Below are 13647 nucleotides of genomic sequence, written 5' to 3'. Positions count from 1 at the left end.
ATGCACCGCGCCCACCCGCTCGCCTGGGCCGCGCTCGGCCTCGGGATGGCCTTCCTGTACGGGCCGATCCTGCTGCTCGTCGTCTACTCGTTCAACGCGTCGCGCCTCGTCACCGTCTGGGCCGGATTCTCGACGCGATGGTACGCGAGCCTCCTCGACAACGGGCCGCTGGTCGAATCCGCCCTCGTGACCCTCAAGGTCGCCCTGGCCTCGGCGGGTCTGGCGACGGTGCTCGGCACGCTGGCGGCTCTGGCGCTGGACGGGCGCCGGCGCTTCCCCGGCCGGCCGCTCCTCACCGGGCTCGTCTACGCCCCGATGGTGATGCCGGAGGTGATCACCGGCCTGTCGCTGCTGCTGCTCTTCGTGGGGCTCGGGATTCCCCGCGGCTTCTGGACCATCGTGATCGCGCATGCGACCTTCACGTTGTGCTTCGTCGCCGTCGTGGTGCAGGCGCGCCTGCGCCACCTCGATCGCTCGCTCCTCGAAGCGGCCGCCGACCTCGGTGCGGCGCCGGTCGCGGTGTTTCGCACCGTGACCCTGCCGCTCATCGCCCCGGCGGTGATCGCCGGCTTCCTGCTGGCCTTCACCCTGTCGATGGACGACCTCGTGATCGCGAGCTTCGTCTCGGGGCCGGGCGCCACCACCCTGCCGATGCGCCTCTACAGCCAGGTGCGGCTGGGCGTGACCCCGGAGATCAACGCGATCTCGACCCTCTTGATCGGGGCGGTGAGCCTGGCGGTGCTGGGGGCCTCGGTGCTGACGGCGCGGCGGGGGCGCTAGGCGATCACGACCTCGACCGGGACGGGCTCGTCCTCGTCGCGCAGGTCGGCGGCCATGACCGGGATGCGGGCGATGAGAGCGTTCGCGGTTGGCGCCTCAGCGCTCAAGCCGTCCACGTCGCTCGTCTGCACGTACCAGACGTCCGCCTCGAGGTCGTGAGCGATCCGGATGGTGGGGCGAGGCATGGTGCGATCCTGGGATTGCGAGACGATCGTTACGGCAGGTGATACGTTCTTCAACGAGTCAAGTCGGCATCTGACACGGATCGGATCACCGCGACGGGCATGTTGAATGCGGCCGCAGCACGGTCCAATTTCTTGCCTGGGTACGAATCGGGATGACGCTCATGAAGATCTCTGTGGGGGAAGCGGAAGGACAATTAGCCGACCTTGTGCGGCGCGCAGAAACCGGAGACGAGGTCATTCTCACCCGCCAAGGTCGGGCCGCTGTGCGGTTGGTGCCGGTCAAGGCACCACAATCCGTGGCTGAGCGGGAGCGAATCCTCGCGGCAGCGCGAGAAGAGGGCCGCGCGAAGATAACGCCGGGACCGTCAGCCGCTCGAAGCCAAGATTTTCTCTATGACGATGACGGTCTACCGGCGTGATAGTCGTCGATACGTCTGCGCTCATAGCGATCGTCAAGGGTGAGGTATACGCCACTGCATGCATGACCATGATTGCCACTGAGTTCGATGTTCTCATCTCGGCAGGCACGTTGGCAGAAGCCATGATCGTCTCGGAGCGGCGGAATGTCGGCGACACGGTAAGAAATTTGATCGACGATCTCGCGTTTGATGTCATCCCCGTCACGGCAGCCGTGGCCTACGATTGCGCCGCCGCGTACGCGAAGTGGGGCAAGGGCGTGCATCCGGCCGGCCTGAACATGGGCGACTGTTTCGCCTACGCGCTGGCCAAGGCGCGTGGATGCCCCTTGCTGTTCATCGGCGACGATTTCGCCCGCACCGATATCACGAGTGCGCTGAGCAAGGCCTGAAAACGGCCCCGATCCTGCAAAGCCCCTCCGGACGGCCTCCCGGCCGCCCACCGGAACCCGGAGCTTTTCGCATGGATGTCGGCGTGTTCATCCCGATCGGCAACAACGGCTGGCTGATCTCGGAGGCGGCCCCGCAATACAAGCCGAGCTTCGCCCTCAACAAGGCGATCGTGCAGAAGGCGGAGGGCTACGGGCTCGATTTCGCCCTCTCGATGATCAAGCTGCACGGGTTCGGCGGCAAGACCGAGTTCTGGGACTACAACCTCGAATCCTTCACCCTGATGTCCGGCCTCGCGGCGGTGACGGAGCGGATCAAGCTCTTCGCCTCGACCGCGGTGCTGACCCTACCGCCGGCCCTGGTCGCCCGGATGGCGACCACGATCGACTCGATCGCCCCGGGCCGCTTCGGGGTGAACATCGTCTCGGGCTGGCAGAAAGCGGAGTATGCGCAGATGGGCCTGTGGCCCGGCGACGACTATTTCGGCTACCGCTACGACTATTCCACCGAGTACGTCCGGGTGATGCAGGAGCTGTGGGAGACCGGCCACTCCGACTTCCAGGGCGAGCATTTCCGGATGGAGGGCTGCATGATGAAGCCCGCGCCGTCGGGCCCGATCCCGATCGTCGCCGCCGGGCAGAGCGGGCGCGGCATGGAATTCGCCGCCACCTACGCCGACTACAACTTCGTGCTGGGCACCGGCCTCAACACGCCGACGGCCTGCGCATCGACCTGCGCCCGGCTGATCGAAGCCACCGCCAAGACCGGCCGCGACGTCGGCTCCTACGTGCTGATGATGGTGATCGCCGACGAGACCGACGCGGCGGCGGAAGCACGCTGGATAGCCTACCGCCAGGGCGCCGACGTCGCGGCCCTGGCCTGGATGCTCGACCAGAGCACCCAGGACAAGAACGCCTCGGCCGATTCGACCGCGACCTGGATGAACCTTCCCGAGGGTGCGGTGAACTTCAACATGGGGACCCTCGTCGGCTCCTACGCCAAGGTGGCGCGGATGCTCGACGAGGCGGCATCGGTGCCGGGGGTGAAGGGCATCATGCTGACCTTTGACGACTTCCTCGAAGGCCTCGACACCTTCGGCACGCGGATCCAGCCGCTGATGGCCTGCCGGCAGGATCGCGTCCAAGATCGTCAAGGGGTCGCCGCGTGACCGTCTCCGACGCGCTGCTCGCCCGCACCATCCTGGCCGGCACGGTGGCGGAGCCGGCCCCGGCCCGGGACCTGCCCTCGGCGTGGGAGCGGGACGCGCCCGAGCCGGCCCAGGCCGAGCAGCGCCTGCGCGAGGCCGCCGGCGCGACCACGGAGGCGGAGCCGATCGTGCCGGCCCTGCCGCCCGTCGCGGACGGCCCGCTCCACACCTACGGGATCGGCGCGCTCCAGGCCGCCTACGCGGCGGGGACGACCGACCCGGTGGCACTCGTCGCGAGCCTCCGCGAGCGCATCGCCCGCCACCCGTCCGGCCGCGACGCGGTCCTGGCCCCGGTGCCGGGCGCGGACGAGGCGGCCGAGGAGAGCGCCCGGCGCATCCGGGCGGGGCAGGCCCGCCCCCTCGAAGGCGTCCCCTTCGGCATCAAGGACATCATCGACTGCGCCGGCGCGCCCGTCACCTGCGGCTCCCGCCTCACCGGCGCCCGGGTGGCGCGAGACGACGCGACCGTGGTGGCGCGCCTCAAGGCGGCCGGTGCGATTCCGCTCGCCATGCTCGCCACCACCGAATTCGCCTGCGGCTCTGCCCACAACCCGCGCTACGGCGCGGTCGCCAACCCGTGGGACCGGACGCGCTGGACCGGCGGCTCCTCCACCGGCTCGGGAAGCGCGCTCGCCGCCCGGCTGCTGCCGCTCGCGCTCGGTACCGATACCGGCGGCTCGATCCGGGTGCCGGCGGCCTGGTGCGGCATCACCGGCCTTAAAGCCACACGCGGGCTGGTGCCGCGGACCGGCGTCGCGCCCCTGTCCTGGACCCTCGACCATGTCGGCCCGATGGCCCGCTCGGCCGCGGATCTCGCCCGGGTGATGCCCTGGATCGCCGGGCCCGACGGCGCCGACCCGCACGCCGCGGGCCGCTACGATGCGACCCGGGCGCGGGGGCTGTCGGGCTTGCGGGTCGGCGTGCCCGACGGCTGGTTCACGTCGATGCAGGACGAGGCCGTGCTCGTCGCCTGGCAGGCGATGCTGCGGGAGCTGGAACGGCAGGGCGCCCGCCTCGTGCCGGTCGATCTCGGGCCGGTCGCCACCGCGCACCAGGACGGCTACACGATCGTGATGGCGGAACTCGCCGCGCTCCAGGAGCCCGACCTCGATCGGGCCGCGGCCCTCGATCCCGGCGCCCGCGCCCGGATGGAGCAGGGCCGGCTCTTTACCGCCACCGACTACCTGCGCGCCCTGCGCCGGCGGCCGGTCGTGCTCGCGCAGGTGCTCGACGCCCTGAGCGATGTCGACGTGCTGGTGACCCCAGGGCTCGGCGGCGAGGCGGCGTCCCTCGACACCCTCACGATCGAGGTGAACGGCGAGGCCCACCCGCTCCAGGCGGTGCTGCCGCGCAACACGATGCTGTTCGACTACACGGGTCTTCCGGCCCTGATGCTGCCGACTGGGCTGGGCCGCACCGGCCTGCCGGTGGCCGCACAGGTGGTGGGCAAGCCCTACGACGATGCGCTGTGCTTGGGAGTAGGGGCGGCGTTCCAGCGGGAGACGGGGCATCACCTCATGACGCCGCCGGAGGCCGGGTGACTGCTCACCGCGCGAGGGTCCGTTCCGCAGCCGCGACGAGCCACGCCGCCATCGCGGGGGCGACGTCGTCGGCCTGATCGCTCCAGCGCGCCACCTGGATCTTGGAGCAGGGCCGCATCTCGGCCCGTCGCACCAGCCGGGTCAGCCGGCGCCGCCGGAGCGCATCGGCGACGAGGAGCGAGCGGGCGAGCACGACGCCGCTGCCGTCCTGCGCCGCGTGCAGGGCCCCGCCGATATCGCAAAAGCGCATCGCGGGCGTGCGCCGCCCCTCGTCGCCGAGCCACGTCGCCCAGGACCATTCGCCGCCGCCGGCGTCGGCGGCCTGCCCCTTGGCGAGCAGCGGCAGCCGGCGCCAATCCTCCCCCAGGCCGGCGCGGCGGAGCGCGGGGGCGGCGACCGGGAAGACCGTCTCGGCCGGAAACGGCACCTCGCGCCGGCCGGTCTCCTGCATCGCGCGGGGAATCCAGAGCAGCGCCAGATCGGCCTCGTCCGGCATCATGCCCGGCTTGCCGTCCCAGAGCCGGCTCTCCCAGGTCGTCACCTCGATCGTGCGGTCCGGAAACGCCGCGATCAGGTCCGGAAGCCGTGGCGAGAGCCACCAGGCGAGCAGAGCGCCGCTGACGCCGATCCGGAACGGCCGCGCGTCCCGCTCGCCCGACACCCGCTCCCGCAACCCCGCCAGCGTCTCGAGCAGCGGGGCGACGTCGCGCGCGAGACGCTCGCCCGCCGGCGTCGGCCTCAGGCCCGGATTGAGCCGCTCCAGCAAGGGGACGCCGAAATGCTCTTCCAGCCCGCGCAGGCGGTGGCTGACCGCGCTCTGGGTCAGGCCGAGTTCGGAGGCGGCGCGCGTCACGCTGGCGTGACGCAGCACGGCGTCGAACGCCACGAGACCGGGGAAGGGAGGCAATCGGCGCATCGTCGTAGGCCCCATGAAACGGGTTCATCCGGGCAGTTGCAACTCTCATTTGCTTCGCACCGGTCGCCGCGTGCTGATCGCGGTCATGACCCTCTCCCGCGATCTCTCCGTTACCGTCGATCCCTCCGTTACCTGGGATCGGCGCGCCCGCCTCACCGCCGGCGTCCTGGGCCTGGGCGCCTTCCTGACGCAGTTCGACGTGACCGCCCTGGTGGTCGTCATGCCGGAGATCGGCCGCGACCTCGCCGTCAACCTGCCGGGCCTCGCCTGGGTCATCGACGCCTACAGCCTCGCCTTCACCGCGGCGCTCCTGGCCGCCGGGGCCCTGGCGGACCGCTACGGCCGGCGCCGGTCGCTGCTCGCCGGCAACGCGGTGTTCGCCACCGCCTCGGTCGCCTGCGCGCTCGCCACGACCGCGCCCGCCCTGTGGGCGGCCCGCGCCGGGCAGGGGATCGGATCGGCCCTGCTGATCACCGGCGCCCTCGCGTCGATCGCGGCCGCCTTCCCGGAACCCTCGCTGCGGGCGCGCGCCTACGCCCTGATCGGCATCCTGTCGGGTGTCGCGATGGCGCTCGGGCCGACCCTCGGCGGCCTGCTCGCCGCCTGGCTCGGCTGGCGGACGATCTTTCTCGCCAACGTCCTGCCCTGCGCACTCATCGCGCTCGCCGTGCCGCGCCTCGTCGGCGAGGGGCGGGCGGCATCCCGGACACCGATCGACTGGCTCGGTCTGACCCTCCTGACCGCTGCGCTCGGCCTCGCGATCGAGGGCTGTCTCCAGGCTCGCGACCCGGTCCGGTGCCTCGTCAGCCTGGCCGCCGGCCTCGTGCTCGCCTTGACCTTCGCGTGGAGACAGCGTGGCCGGACTCGCCCGCTGATCGATCCGGTCCTCGTGTCGGATCGCACGGTCCAGGCCGTCATCGTCCTGCTGATCGCCGTCTCGGTGGGCTACTGGGCCGTTCTGGTCTACCTGCCGGCCTTCCTCCTGGCGGCCTTCGGCCTGGACGCGCAGGCGGCCGGCCTCGCGCTGCTCGCCGCGACGCTGCCGATGCTGGTGCTGCCCCCGCTGGGTGGCCGCATGGTGCAGAAATTTGGCTGGCGGCGTGCCTTCGGGGGCGCGCTCGTCCTGATCGTCGTTGGGAATGCGGTCCTGGCAGGAGCGGCCCTCGCCAGCCCGCCGGCCGGCGCCTCGGCCTTCGTCGGCGCCCTCGCCGGCATGGTCGCCGTCGGAGCCGGGGCGGCCCTCGCGCATCCCCAGCTCTCCGGGGCCATCGTCGCGCTGGCCCGGTCCGAGACGGCAGGCATGGCCTCGGCGGTCACGATGGTGGCGCGTCAGGGCGGGTTCGCGCTCGGCGTCGCGGCCCTCGGCGTGCTGGCATCGACGGAATCGAACGGCGCAGGTTACGCACCCATGTTCGGCTTCGCCGCCGTCACCGGACTGATCGGGCTCGTGGCCTGCCACCTGCTCCCTGGTGACGCGGCACGGCAGCGATGAGGCGTCGTGCGGTCAGGCCTCTCGGTGCCTCAATACTCCCACTCCGCTCCCACGCCCACGGCCGTGCGTCCATCCGCCCCGGCTTCGCCCTGCACCTTGATCCGCCCGGTGACGTCGTAGGTGATGGTGGCCGCGCTGTCCTCCGGCCGCGCCCCGGCGCGCACGCCGACATTGACCCGCTCGCCGAGCGCCCGCGACAGGCCGACCGCCGCGCCGCCCTTCGATCCGGCCTGGATGTCGAGGCTGTCGAGGCCCAGCCCCTTGCGGGCGCTCTCGAACACGTCGGGGCCGCCGGACCCGCCCGAGAGCTGGGCGACGGCCTGCGCCAGTTGCAGCGCCTGGAACGGCGACAGACCGCCGGAGGCCTTCTTGAACAGGAGGCGCGACAGCACCTCGTCCTGCGGCAGCGGCGGCTCGGAGGTCAGGGCGAAGTCGGGCTGGTTCGCCGGGCCGGTGACGGCGATCTTGGCGGTGACGTCGCCGGCCTGGGACTGGGCCAGGAAGTCGAGCTCCGGCGCCGTCAGGTCGCCCGCGAAGGTCAGGCGGCCGCGGGCGAAGTCGAGGCGCTGGCCGACGATCTGGATCCGGCCGCGGCGCATCGCGAAGGCGCCGTTCGCCACCGGGGCCGCCGAGGTGCCGGTGAGCCGCAAGGCGCCGCCGAGTTCGGCGTCGATGCCGCGGCCGCGCACGGCGATGCGGCCGGGGGCGTTCACCGTGATGTCGAGGGTGGCGAGGAAGGGCGGGGCCTTGGCCCCGCGCCGCGCCGCGGCCTCGCGCCTGGCGCGCGCGGCGAGGCGGGCGCGGGTCTGCGGCGGCGCGTTGACGTGGCGGATGCCGGGCAGCGGCTGCACCGTGGCGGGCAGGCGGTCGGGCACCGAGACGTCGAGGGAGACGACGTCGACCTGGCCGGTGATCCGCGGGGTGCGGGCGAGCGGCCCGGTCAGCGACAGGTTCAGGCCGGTGATCAGGGTCATCAGCGGGCTCGAGACCAGCTCGGCCCGGTCGGCCCGGATGGTCAGGTTGCCGGGGAAACCCGCCGCCGGCTCGACGGCGACGCGGCCTTGCGCCTGGAGGGTGCCGCCGTTGCGGGTGGCGGCGGTGAGGCGCTCGATCACGATCGTGTCGCCGCGACCGGTGATCCGGCCCTGGATGTCGGTGAGGCGCACGCCCTGGAGCGGGTCGGTGAAGCTGCCTCCGGTGATCACCGCCGAGCCGTCGATCTTCGGGGCCTGGAGCGTGCCGGCAACGCCCGCATCGAGGGCGACCCGGCCGGTCAGGCGCTGCCCGCCCGCGGCGAGTAGCGTGTTGGCGAGGGCCGCGTCGAGGGTGCCGCGGGTGCGCAGAGCCAGGCTCCCGCCGGCCTCGACGGGGAGCGAGCCGGACAGCGTGAGCTGCACGCCGCGTCCTGCCGTCACCGTACCGTCGAGGCCGGCGCGGCCGTCCTCGATCCGGCCCGACGCCTTGGCGTCGATCGGCGGCAGGCCGGCGGAGCGGGTCTCGGGCGTCACGAGGCGCGAGACGCTCAAGGCGTAGCGCCCCTCGGGGCTGGCGGCCGGGCCGGCGAGCACGGCCTCGCCGCCGAGGGTGCCGGAGAGATTCAGGCTCGGCGACGCGATGCGGGCCATCGCCAGCGGCAGGCTCTTCAGGCCGAGGCGCAGGTCGAGGCGCTGGCCGATCGTGCCGTCGAGGCTGGCCCGTCCCGAGCCGGCGGCGATCGCGAGGCCCGCCACCGCCACGCCCTCGTCCCGGAAGGTGATCGTCGCCGGGCCGGCCAGCGCCAGCCGGTCGGCCCCGCGCACGGCGCTGAGACGGGCGAGGTCGAGGCGCGGATGCTCGGCCGGGACGAGGCGCGCGGCGCCGTCGAGGGCGAAGCCCCGGGCGCGGGCCTGGAGCGTGAGGTCGCTTCCGTCGAGCGCGGGCTTGGCGTCGAGGCGGATCGCCTCGATCGTCTCGGAGCCGGCGACGAGCCGGTCGGCATTGAGCCGGCCGGAGACCCGGGGGCTCGTCCAGAGGTCGGTGCCGGCGAGGTCCGCGTCGAGGCGCGAGAGCGCAACGCCGGCGCCGCGCACGCCCTCGCCGGTCGCCCGCACCCGGGCGTCCTGGCGGCCGCCGGCGCGGGACAGGGTGATCGCGGCGTCGAGGCGGCCCTGCAGGCGGGTGAGCGCCAGGGCCGAGAGGTCGTCGAGATCGCCGGCCTTGAGCGTCACCTCGCCCTCGGCGAGGCGCGAGGCGGGATCGACGGCGGCGCGGCCCGCGAGGTTCACCGAGCCGAGGGTGAGCGCGAGGCGGTCGAGCAGCCAGTCGGCGTCGCGGCGGGCGAGGTGGAGGTCGCCGGCGAGCGGCTTGCCGTCGACCCGGCCGGACAAGGCGAGGGTCCCGTCGAGGGCGCCGATGGCGTCGGTGACCATCGCCCGGGCGGCGAGGTCGCGGACCGGGCGGCCCATGGCGCGCGCCTCGGGCGCCGAGAGAGTCAGCGCGAGGTCGGGCCGCTCCAGCGAGCCGGTGAGGCGGGCGTCGAGCGCGGCGCGGCCGGCGAGCTCGGGATCGAGGGTGGCAAGGTCGCCGAGATCGACCCAGCCGGTCATGTCGGCCTTGGTCTCGGTGGCGCGACCGTCGACCGTCGCCGTCACCGCGTGCCCGGTCAGGCGCGCGGCCTGCACGGCGTAGCCGTCGGGCAGGCGGGTCAAGCGGCCGGTGAAGCGCGGCTCGCGGCCGAGGGTCCGGTCGAGGGCGGGGGTGCCGAGAAAGAGCTTTTCGGTGCTCGCCTCGACGTCGGCGGTCACGCCGGCCCGGCCGGGATCGCCGGAGAGCAGCGCCTTGACGGCGACGCGGCCGCCGAGCGGCCGGCCGGCGGCAAGCGAGAAGGCCGCGAGGTCGGGCAGTTCGGCCTGCAGCGTGCCCGCCACCACGTCGCGGCCGATCCGGCCGGCGTAGCGGGCGCTCGCGGTCGGCGCCTCGATCGTCACCGCGTCGAGATCGGCGACGCCGTTCGGGTCGATCCGGCCGGCGAGGCGGAACGACGCCTTCGGGCCGATCGCGCGGCGCAAGGCGGGATCGGCGAGGTGGAGGCCGTCGACCTCGGCATTGGCGGCGAGGCGGAAGGACTGGCCCTCGGGAGCGCGCGGCAGCGGCTCCGCGACGAGGTCGGCGCTCGCCCGGCCGAGCCGGCTGCCCGCGGCGGACAGGCCGGCGGCGCGCAAGGTCCCGCGCACGGCCGGCGCGTCGAGCGGCCCTTTCAGGCTCGCGTCGAGCATCAGCGATTCGAGGGTCGAGTCGCCGGCCTTGGTGACGCCGCCCTCGGTCGGGAGGGCGCGAGCCTGGAGGGTCAGGTCGGCGTTGCGCGCGGCGTCGACCCCTCCATTCAGCGCGAGGCGTGCGGTGCGCGAGGTCAGCTCGAACCGGTCGACCTGCACCGCGCCGGCATCCGCGAAGCGCAAGGCGCCGTCGAGGCGGGTGGTGCCGGAGAACACGGCCGCGAGGGGACCGGGCATCAGGCCCTCGACCCGCGAGGCGAGGTCGAGCACCATCCGCCGCTCCGCCCCGACCCGGTCGATGCGGGCCTTGCCGTCGGCGCCGATGCCCTCGCCGGCCTTGAAGACGAGGCCGGCATTCCAGGAATCGAGCGTGCCCTTGCCGTCGAGGTCGAGGGTGACCGGCGGCAGGCCGGGCAGGTTCATGAGCCGGGCGGCCAGCCCCCCGGCGGGCTCGTCATGGGCGAGCTTCACCTCCAGGCGGGACGAATCCGGCACGTAGGCGAGTTTGAGGGTGACGGTGCCGGGCTTGTCGAGGCGGCGCAGACCGAAGCCGAGATCGAGGCCCTCGCGCGGGTCGCCGAGGGTGGCTTGACCCGCCCCGCCGATGCGGGCGGCCTCGCCGATCACCGGCTCGCCGAGGACGAGGTCGCTGAGCGCGAAGGCCTTCACCACCACCTTGACCGGCAGGTCGGGCAGCAGGGCCTCCTTGTCCTGGGACGGCGGGGTGGCGGAGGGCAGGGGGCGGCGCAGCACTTCGAGGCGCCCGATCTCGAGCCGGTCGATCTCCAGGCGGCGCGACAGGAGCGCCGTGCGGCGCCAGATCAGCCGGGCCTTGTCGAGGCGCAGCCAGACGCCGTTGCGGTCGGCGATGGCGACGTCGCGGATCGTGGCGTCGGAGGAGAGCGCCCCGTCGACGGCGCCGACCGAGACCCGCGAGGTCGGGGTCGAGAGGGCGCGGGACAGGAGGTCGCCGAGGAACGTGGTCTCGCCCTCGGCCGCCTCGCCGGTGGCGGCGTGGCCGAGCCAGGCAAGGGCGAGAAACATCACCGCAACGGTGGCGGTGATGAGGCGCTGTAACCTCATCCCCTTTCCCGGACGACTGAAGCGAAGCGGAAGGAGATCCGGGATCCAGCAGAGGACTTGCCGCGAATCGGCTCTCTGTTTGCAGCGTTGCAGACAGGCGGACGCTTCGCGACTTTTCATGCTGGATCCCGGATCTCCTTCCGCTGACGCTCCAGTCGTCCGGGAAAGGGGGGAAGCGGACAATTCCCGCGCGCGTCCTTGCATCTGCTTCATTCAGAAGGCCTGACCGAGGCTGATGTAGAGGGCGACCGGCGGCTGCTTGAGCTGCTTGTCGGGGTTCAGCGGCACCGCGAGATCGACCCGGATCGGGCCGATGCCGGTGTAGTAGCGCAAGCCCAGTCCCGCCGCGACGCGGATGCGCTCGTCGAAGTCGGGCAGGGTGCCGGCGAAGGCCGTGCCGGCATCGACGAAGGGCACGATGCCGATCGTGTCGGTGATCTTGATCCGGCCCTCGACCGAGCCTTCGAGCAGCGAGCGTCCGCCGATCGGCAGCTGGTAGGGGCCGATCGGCCCGACGGTGCGGTACGAGTAGCCCCGGATCGAGCCGCCGCCGCCGGCGAAGAAGCGCAGGGAGGCGGGGATGTCGGCGAGATTCGCGCCGCTGACCGAGCCGAAGCCGAGGCGCGCGGCCAGGATGTACCGGCCCTCGTCGTCGAAGGCGTAGTAGGTCGAGCCTTGCGCCTTGGCGATCAGGAGATCCGGACTGTTGCCGAGGCCCGCATAGGGGGTGAGCGAGGCGGTGACGCGAAAGCCCCTTGTCGGGTCGAGCAGGCTGTCGGTCGAATCGTAGGTGACGCCGGCATTAAGGCCCAGCAAGCCGTAATCGACGCGGCCGAGCGCGTCGCGGTCCGAGCCGACCCTGCCGTCGAGGCCGATCTGCGCCGAGAACGCGTCGGCGAAGCGATGGCGGATCGCGACCGTGCCGCCGGTGGCGTCGCTGAGATAGGATTGCTGCACCTCGCGGCCGATGAAGGCGCTGGCGAGGAGATCGTTGCGGGTGCCGAACAGGGCGGGCTTCACGAAGGTCGCGGCCAGCCGCCCGCCGAGCCCGTTGGTCTCGATCCCGGCGAGCTTGCGGCGGCGGGCGTAATAGTCGGTGCCGAGGCCGAGATAGGACAGGTCGGCGTCGATCCGCAGGGTCTCGCCGCCGCCGAACAGGTTGCGGTCGGCCCAGTAGGCCCGCACGCCCGGCCCGTCGACGGTCGAGTAGCGTGCCGAGACGCCGACGATGTGCGGCGCGCGCTCGGTGACGTCGACGAAGACCGGCAAGCCGCCGTCGGGATCCAGCGCCGTGCCCTCGCGCACCCGCACGCCGCCGAGCGCCTCGATGCGCGAGACCGAGCGGCGGATGTCGGACAGGGCCTGCGGCGAGTAGGGATCGCCCGGCTCGGCGTAGATGAAGGAGCGCACCACCGCCGGATCGACGGTCTGCGTGCCCCGCACGGCGATCGGGCCGAGGACCGCCTTCGGCCCGGGATCGACCACGAAGGTCACGTCCATGGCGCGCGCGGCGTGGTCGACCACCGGCTCGCGCCGCAGCACCTTGGCGAAGGGGTGGCCCTGGCGGCGGAACTGGTCGACCAGCGCCGCCTCGCGGGCGAGCACGGTGGCGGAGCGGGCCGGCGCCTCGTCGTCGAGGCGGGTGAGGCGGGCCGGCACGGCCTCCGGCGGGAACGGCACGCCCGAGGGATCGAGCACCGCGATGCGGCGCAAGTGGTAGAGCGGCCCCTGGTCGACGGAGACCCGCACCGCGACGAGGGAGCGGTTGCGCGTGGCTTCCGCCGCGCGCACGGCGCTGCGGGCGGCGGCATCGCCCCCCAGCACCACGTCCTCGATGCGGAACGACACCGTCCCGGCGTAATAGCCGAAGCCCCAGAGCGCATCGACGAGGCGGCCCGCATCGGCCTCGGCCCGGCGCAGCAGGCCCTCGCCGTCCGGCGGGGCGTCGTTGCGCAGGCGGTAGAGGCTCGACGTGTCCTGGAGGGCGCGGAGCAGGTCCTCGTCCTCGACGCCCTGGAAGCGGACCGAGTAGGGCAGGGCGGCCGGGCTCGGGGCCGGCGGCGCCTCCTCGGAGTTGAACAGGCCGAACAGGTCGAAGGCGCGCGCCGGCGCCGCCGCGCCGACCCCGAGCGCGAGGCCGAGCCCGAGAGCCTTGGCAGTCCCTCCCCACCGGCGCGCTCTGCGCGCGCCGCGATCGTCGCCCCGTTCCCGCATGCCCCCCGGCCGTGCTTGCAGGCCCCGCCCGTCCGGGCGACGCCGAGAAATACCGTCACGCCCGCGGCGCGTCCCGTCTCACGTCCCCGGGCCTGGATTCCTTCCCCATCTGGGTTCCTTCCCCAAGGGTCGAGGGAATTCGTGTCCAAACCGTGTTCGTCGATCGGCC

At 73.0% G+C, this 13647-nt stretch carries 10 protein-coding genes; 6 read left to right on the top strand and 4 right to left on the bottom strand.

Annotated elements, in window-relative coordinates:
* Nucleotides 1-780 carry an ABC transporter permease gene (locus BM430_RS08260; protein WP_093566769.1) on the top strand — a complete coding sequence of 260 codons (780 nt, stop codon included), beginning with the start codon at nt 1-3 and terminating at the stop codon, nt 778-780.
* Here the strand turns inward: BM430_RS08260 and BM430_RS08255 are convergent.
* Nucleotides 777-965 carry a DUF1902 domain-containing protein gene (locus BM430_RS08255; protein WP_093566768.1) on the bottom strand — a complete coding sequence of 63 codons (189 nt, stop codon included), beginning with the start codon at nt 963-965 and terminating at the stop codon, nt 777-779. The genes BM430_RS08260 and BM430_RS08255 overlap by 4 nt on opposite strands.
* Nucleotides 966-1126: 161 nt before the next feature.
* On the opposite strand from BM430_RS08255, the gene BM430_RS08250 reads away from it, so the two are divergent.
* The 4 genes from BM430_RS08250 to BM430_RS08235 all read left to right on the top strand — a co-directional run bounded on the left by BM430_RS08250 (nt 1127) and on the right by BM430_RS08235 (nt 4519).
* Nucleotides 1127-1384, top strand: a complete 258-nt coding sequence (locus BM430_RS08250; RefSeq protein WP_093566890.1) for a type II toxin-antitoxin system Phd/YefM family antitoxin — start codon at nt 1127-1129, stop codon at nt 1382-1384.
* Nucleotides 1381-1773 (top strand): type II toxin-antitoxin system VapC family toxin, encoded by a 393-nt coding sequence (locus tag BM430_RS08245; RefSeq protein ID WP_093566767.1) that lies wholly within the window; start codon nt 1381-1383, stop codon nt 1771-1773. The genes BM430_RS08250 and BM430_RS08245 overlap by 4 nt, the downstream gene beginning before the upstream one ends.
* Nucleotides 1774-1844: 71 nt before the next feature.
* Complete coding sequence (gene rutA / locus BM430_RS08240; protein ID WP_093566766.1) at nt 1845-2939, top strand: pyrimidine utilization protein A; 1095 nt, start codon at nt 1845-1847, stop codon at nt 2937-2939.
* Nucleotides 2936-4519: an amidase gene (locus BM430_RS08235; RefSeq protein ID WP_093566765.1), complete on the top strand. Its 1584-nt coding sequence runs from the start codon at nt 2936-2938 to the stop codon at nt 4517-4519. The genes rutA and BM430_RS08235 overlap by 4 nt, the downstream gene beginning before the upstream one ends.
* Nucleotides 4520-4523: 4 nt before the next feature.
* Here BM430_RS08235 and BM430_RS08230 read toward each other — a convergent pair whose 3' ends face one another.
* The gene (locus BM430_RS08230; protein WP_177302980.1) at nt 4524-5426 is read right to left on the bottom strand and encodes a LysR family transcriptional regulator; all 903 of its coding nucleotides are present in this window, start codon (nt 5424-5426) and stop codon (nt 4524-4526) included.
* A gap of 94 nt (nt 5427-5520) precedes the next feature.
* Between BM430_RS08230 and BM430_RS08225 the strand changes: the two genes are divergently transcribed.
* Nucleotides 5521-6927 carry an MFS transporter gene (locus BM430_RS08225; RefSeq protein WP_177302979.1) on the top strand — a complete coding sequence of 469 codons (1407 nt, stop codon included), beginning with the start codon at nt 5521-5523 and terminating at the stop codon, nt 6925-6927.
* A 29-nt stretch (nt 6928-6956) separates the two neighbouring features.
* Here the strand turns inward: BM430_RS08225 and BM430_RS08220 are convergent, their stop codons facing one another.
* On the bottom strand, nt 6957-11264 hold the full coding sequence (locus tag BM430_RS08220) for a translocation/assembly module TamB domain-containing protein (RefSeq protein ID WP_093566762.1): 4308 nt from the start codon (nt 11262-11264) through the stop codon (nt 6957-6959).
* Nucleotides 11265-11477: 213 nt separating this feature from the next.
* Complete coding sequence (locus BM430_RS08215; RefSeq protein ID WP_093566761.1) at nt 11478-13478, bottom strand: autotransporter assembly complex protein TamA; 2001 nt, start codon at nt 13476-13478, stop codon at nt 11478-11480.
* Nucleotides 13479-13647: the final 169 nt, after the last annotated feature.

The sequence above is a fragment of the Methylobacterium sp. 174MFSha1.1 genome (assembly GCF_900116815.1).
Taxonomy (GTDB): Bacteria; Pseudomonadota; Alphaproteobacteria; order Rhizobiales; family Beijerinckiaceae; genus Methylobacterium.
Note: the sequence above shows the minus strand (reverse complement) of the source record. Positions and strands in the feature narration are given on the sequence as shown.

What these genes read in the sequence shown, in the direction of transcription:
- BM430_RS08220 (WP_093566762.1), bottom strand. Translation starts at nt 11,264, where the DNA reads ATGAGGTTACAGCGCCTCATCACCGCCACCGTTGCGGTGATGTTTCTC.
- BM430_RS08225 (WP_177302979.1), top strand. Translation starts at nt 5,521, where the DNA reads ATGACCCTCTCCCGCGATCTCTCCGTTACCGTCGATCCCTCCGTTACC.
- BM430_RS08260 (WP_093566769.1), top strand. Translation starts at nt 1, where the DNA reads ATGCACCGCGCCCACCCGCTCGCCTGGGCCGCGCTCGGCCTCGGGATG.
- BM430_RS08255 (WP_093566768.1), bottom strand. Translation starts at nt 965, where the DNA reads ATGCCTCGCCCCACCATCCGGATCGCTCACGACCTCGAGGCGGACGTC.
- rutA (WP_093566766.1), top strand. Translation starts at nt 1,845, where the DNA reads ATGGATGTCGGCGTGTTCATCCCGATCGGCAACAACGGCTGGCTGATC.
- BM430_RS08250 (WP_093566890.1), top strand. Translation starts at nt 1,127, where the DNA reads ATGAAGATCTCTGTGGGGGAAGCGGAAGGACAATTAGCCGACCTTGTG.
- BM430_RS08215 (WP_093566761.1), bottom strand. Translation starts at nt 13,478, where the DNA reads ATGCGGGAACGGGGCGACGATCGCGGCGCGCGCAGAGCGCGCCGGTGG.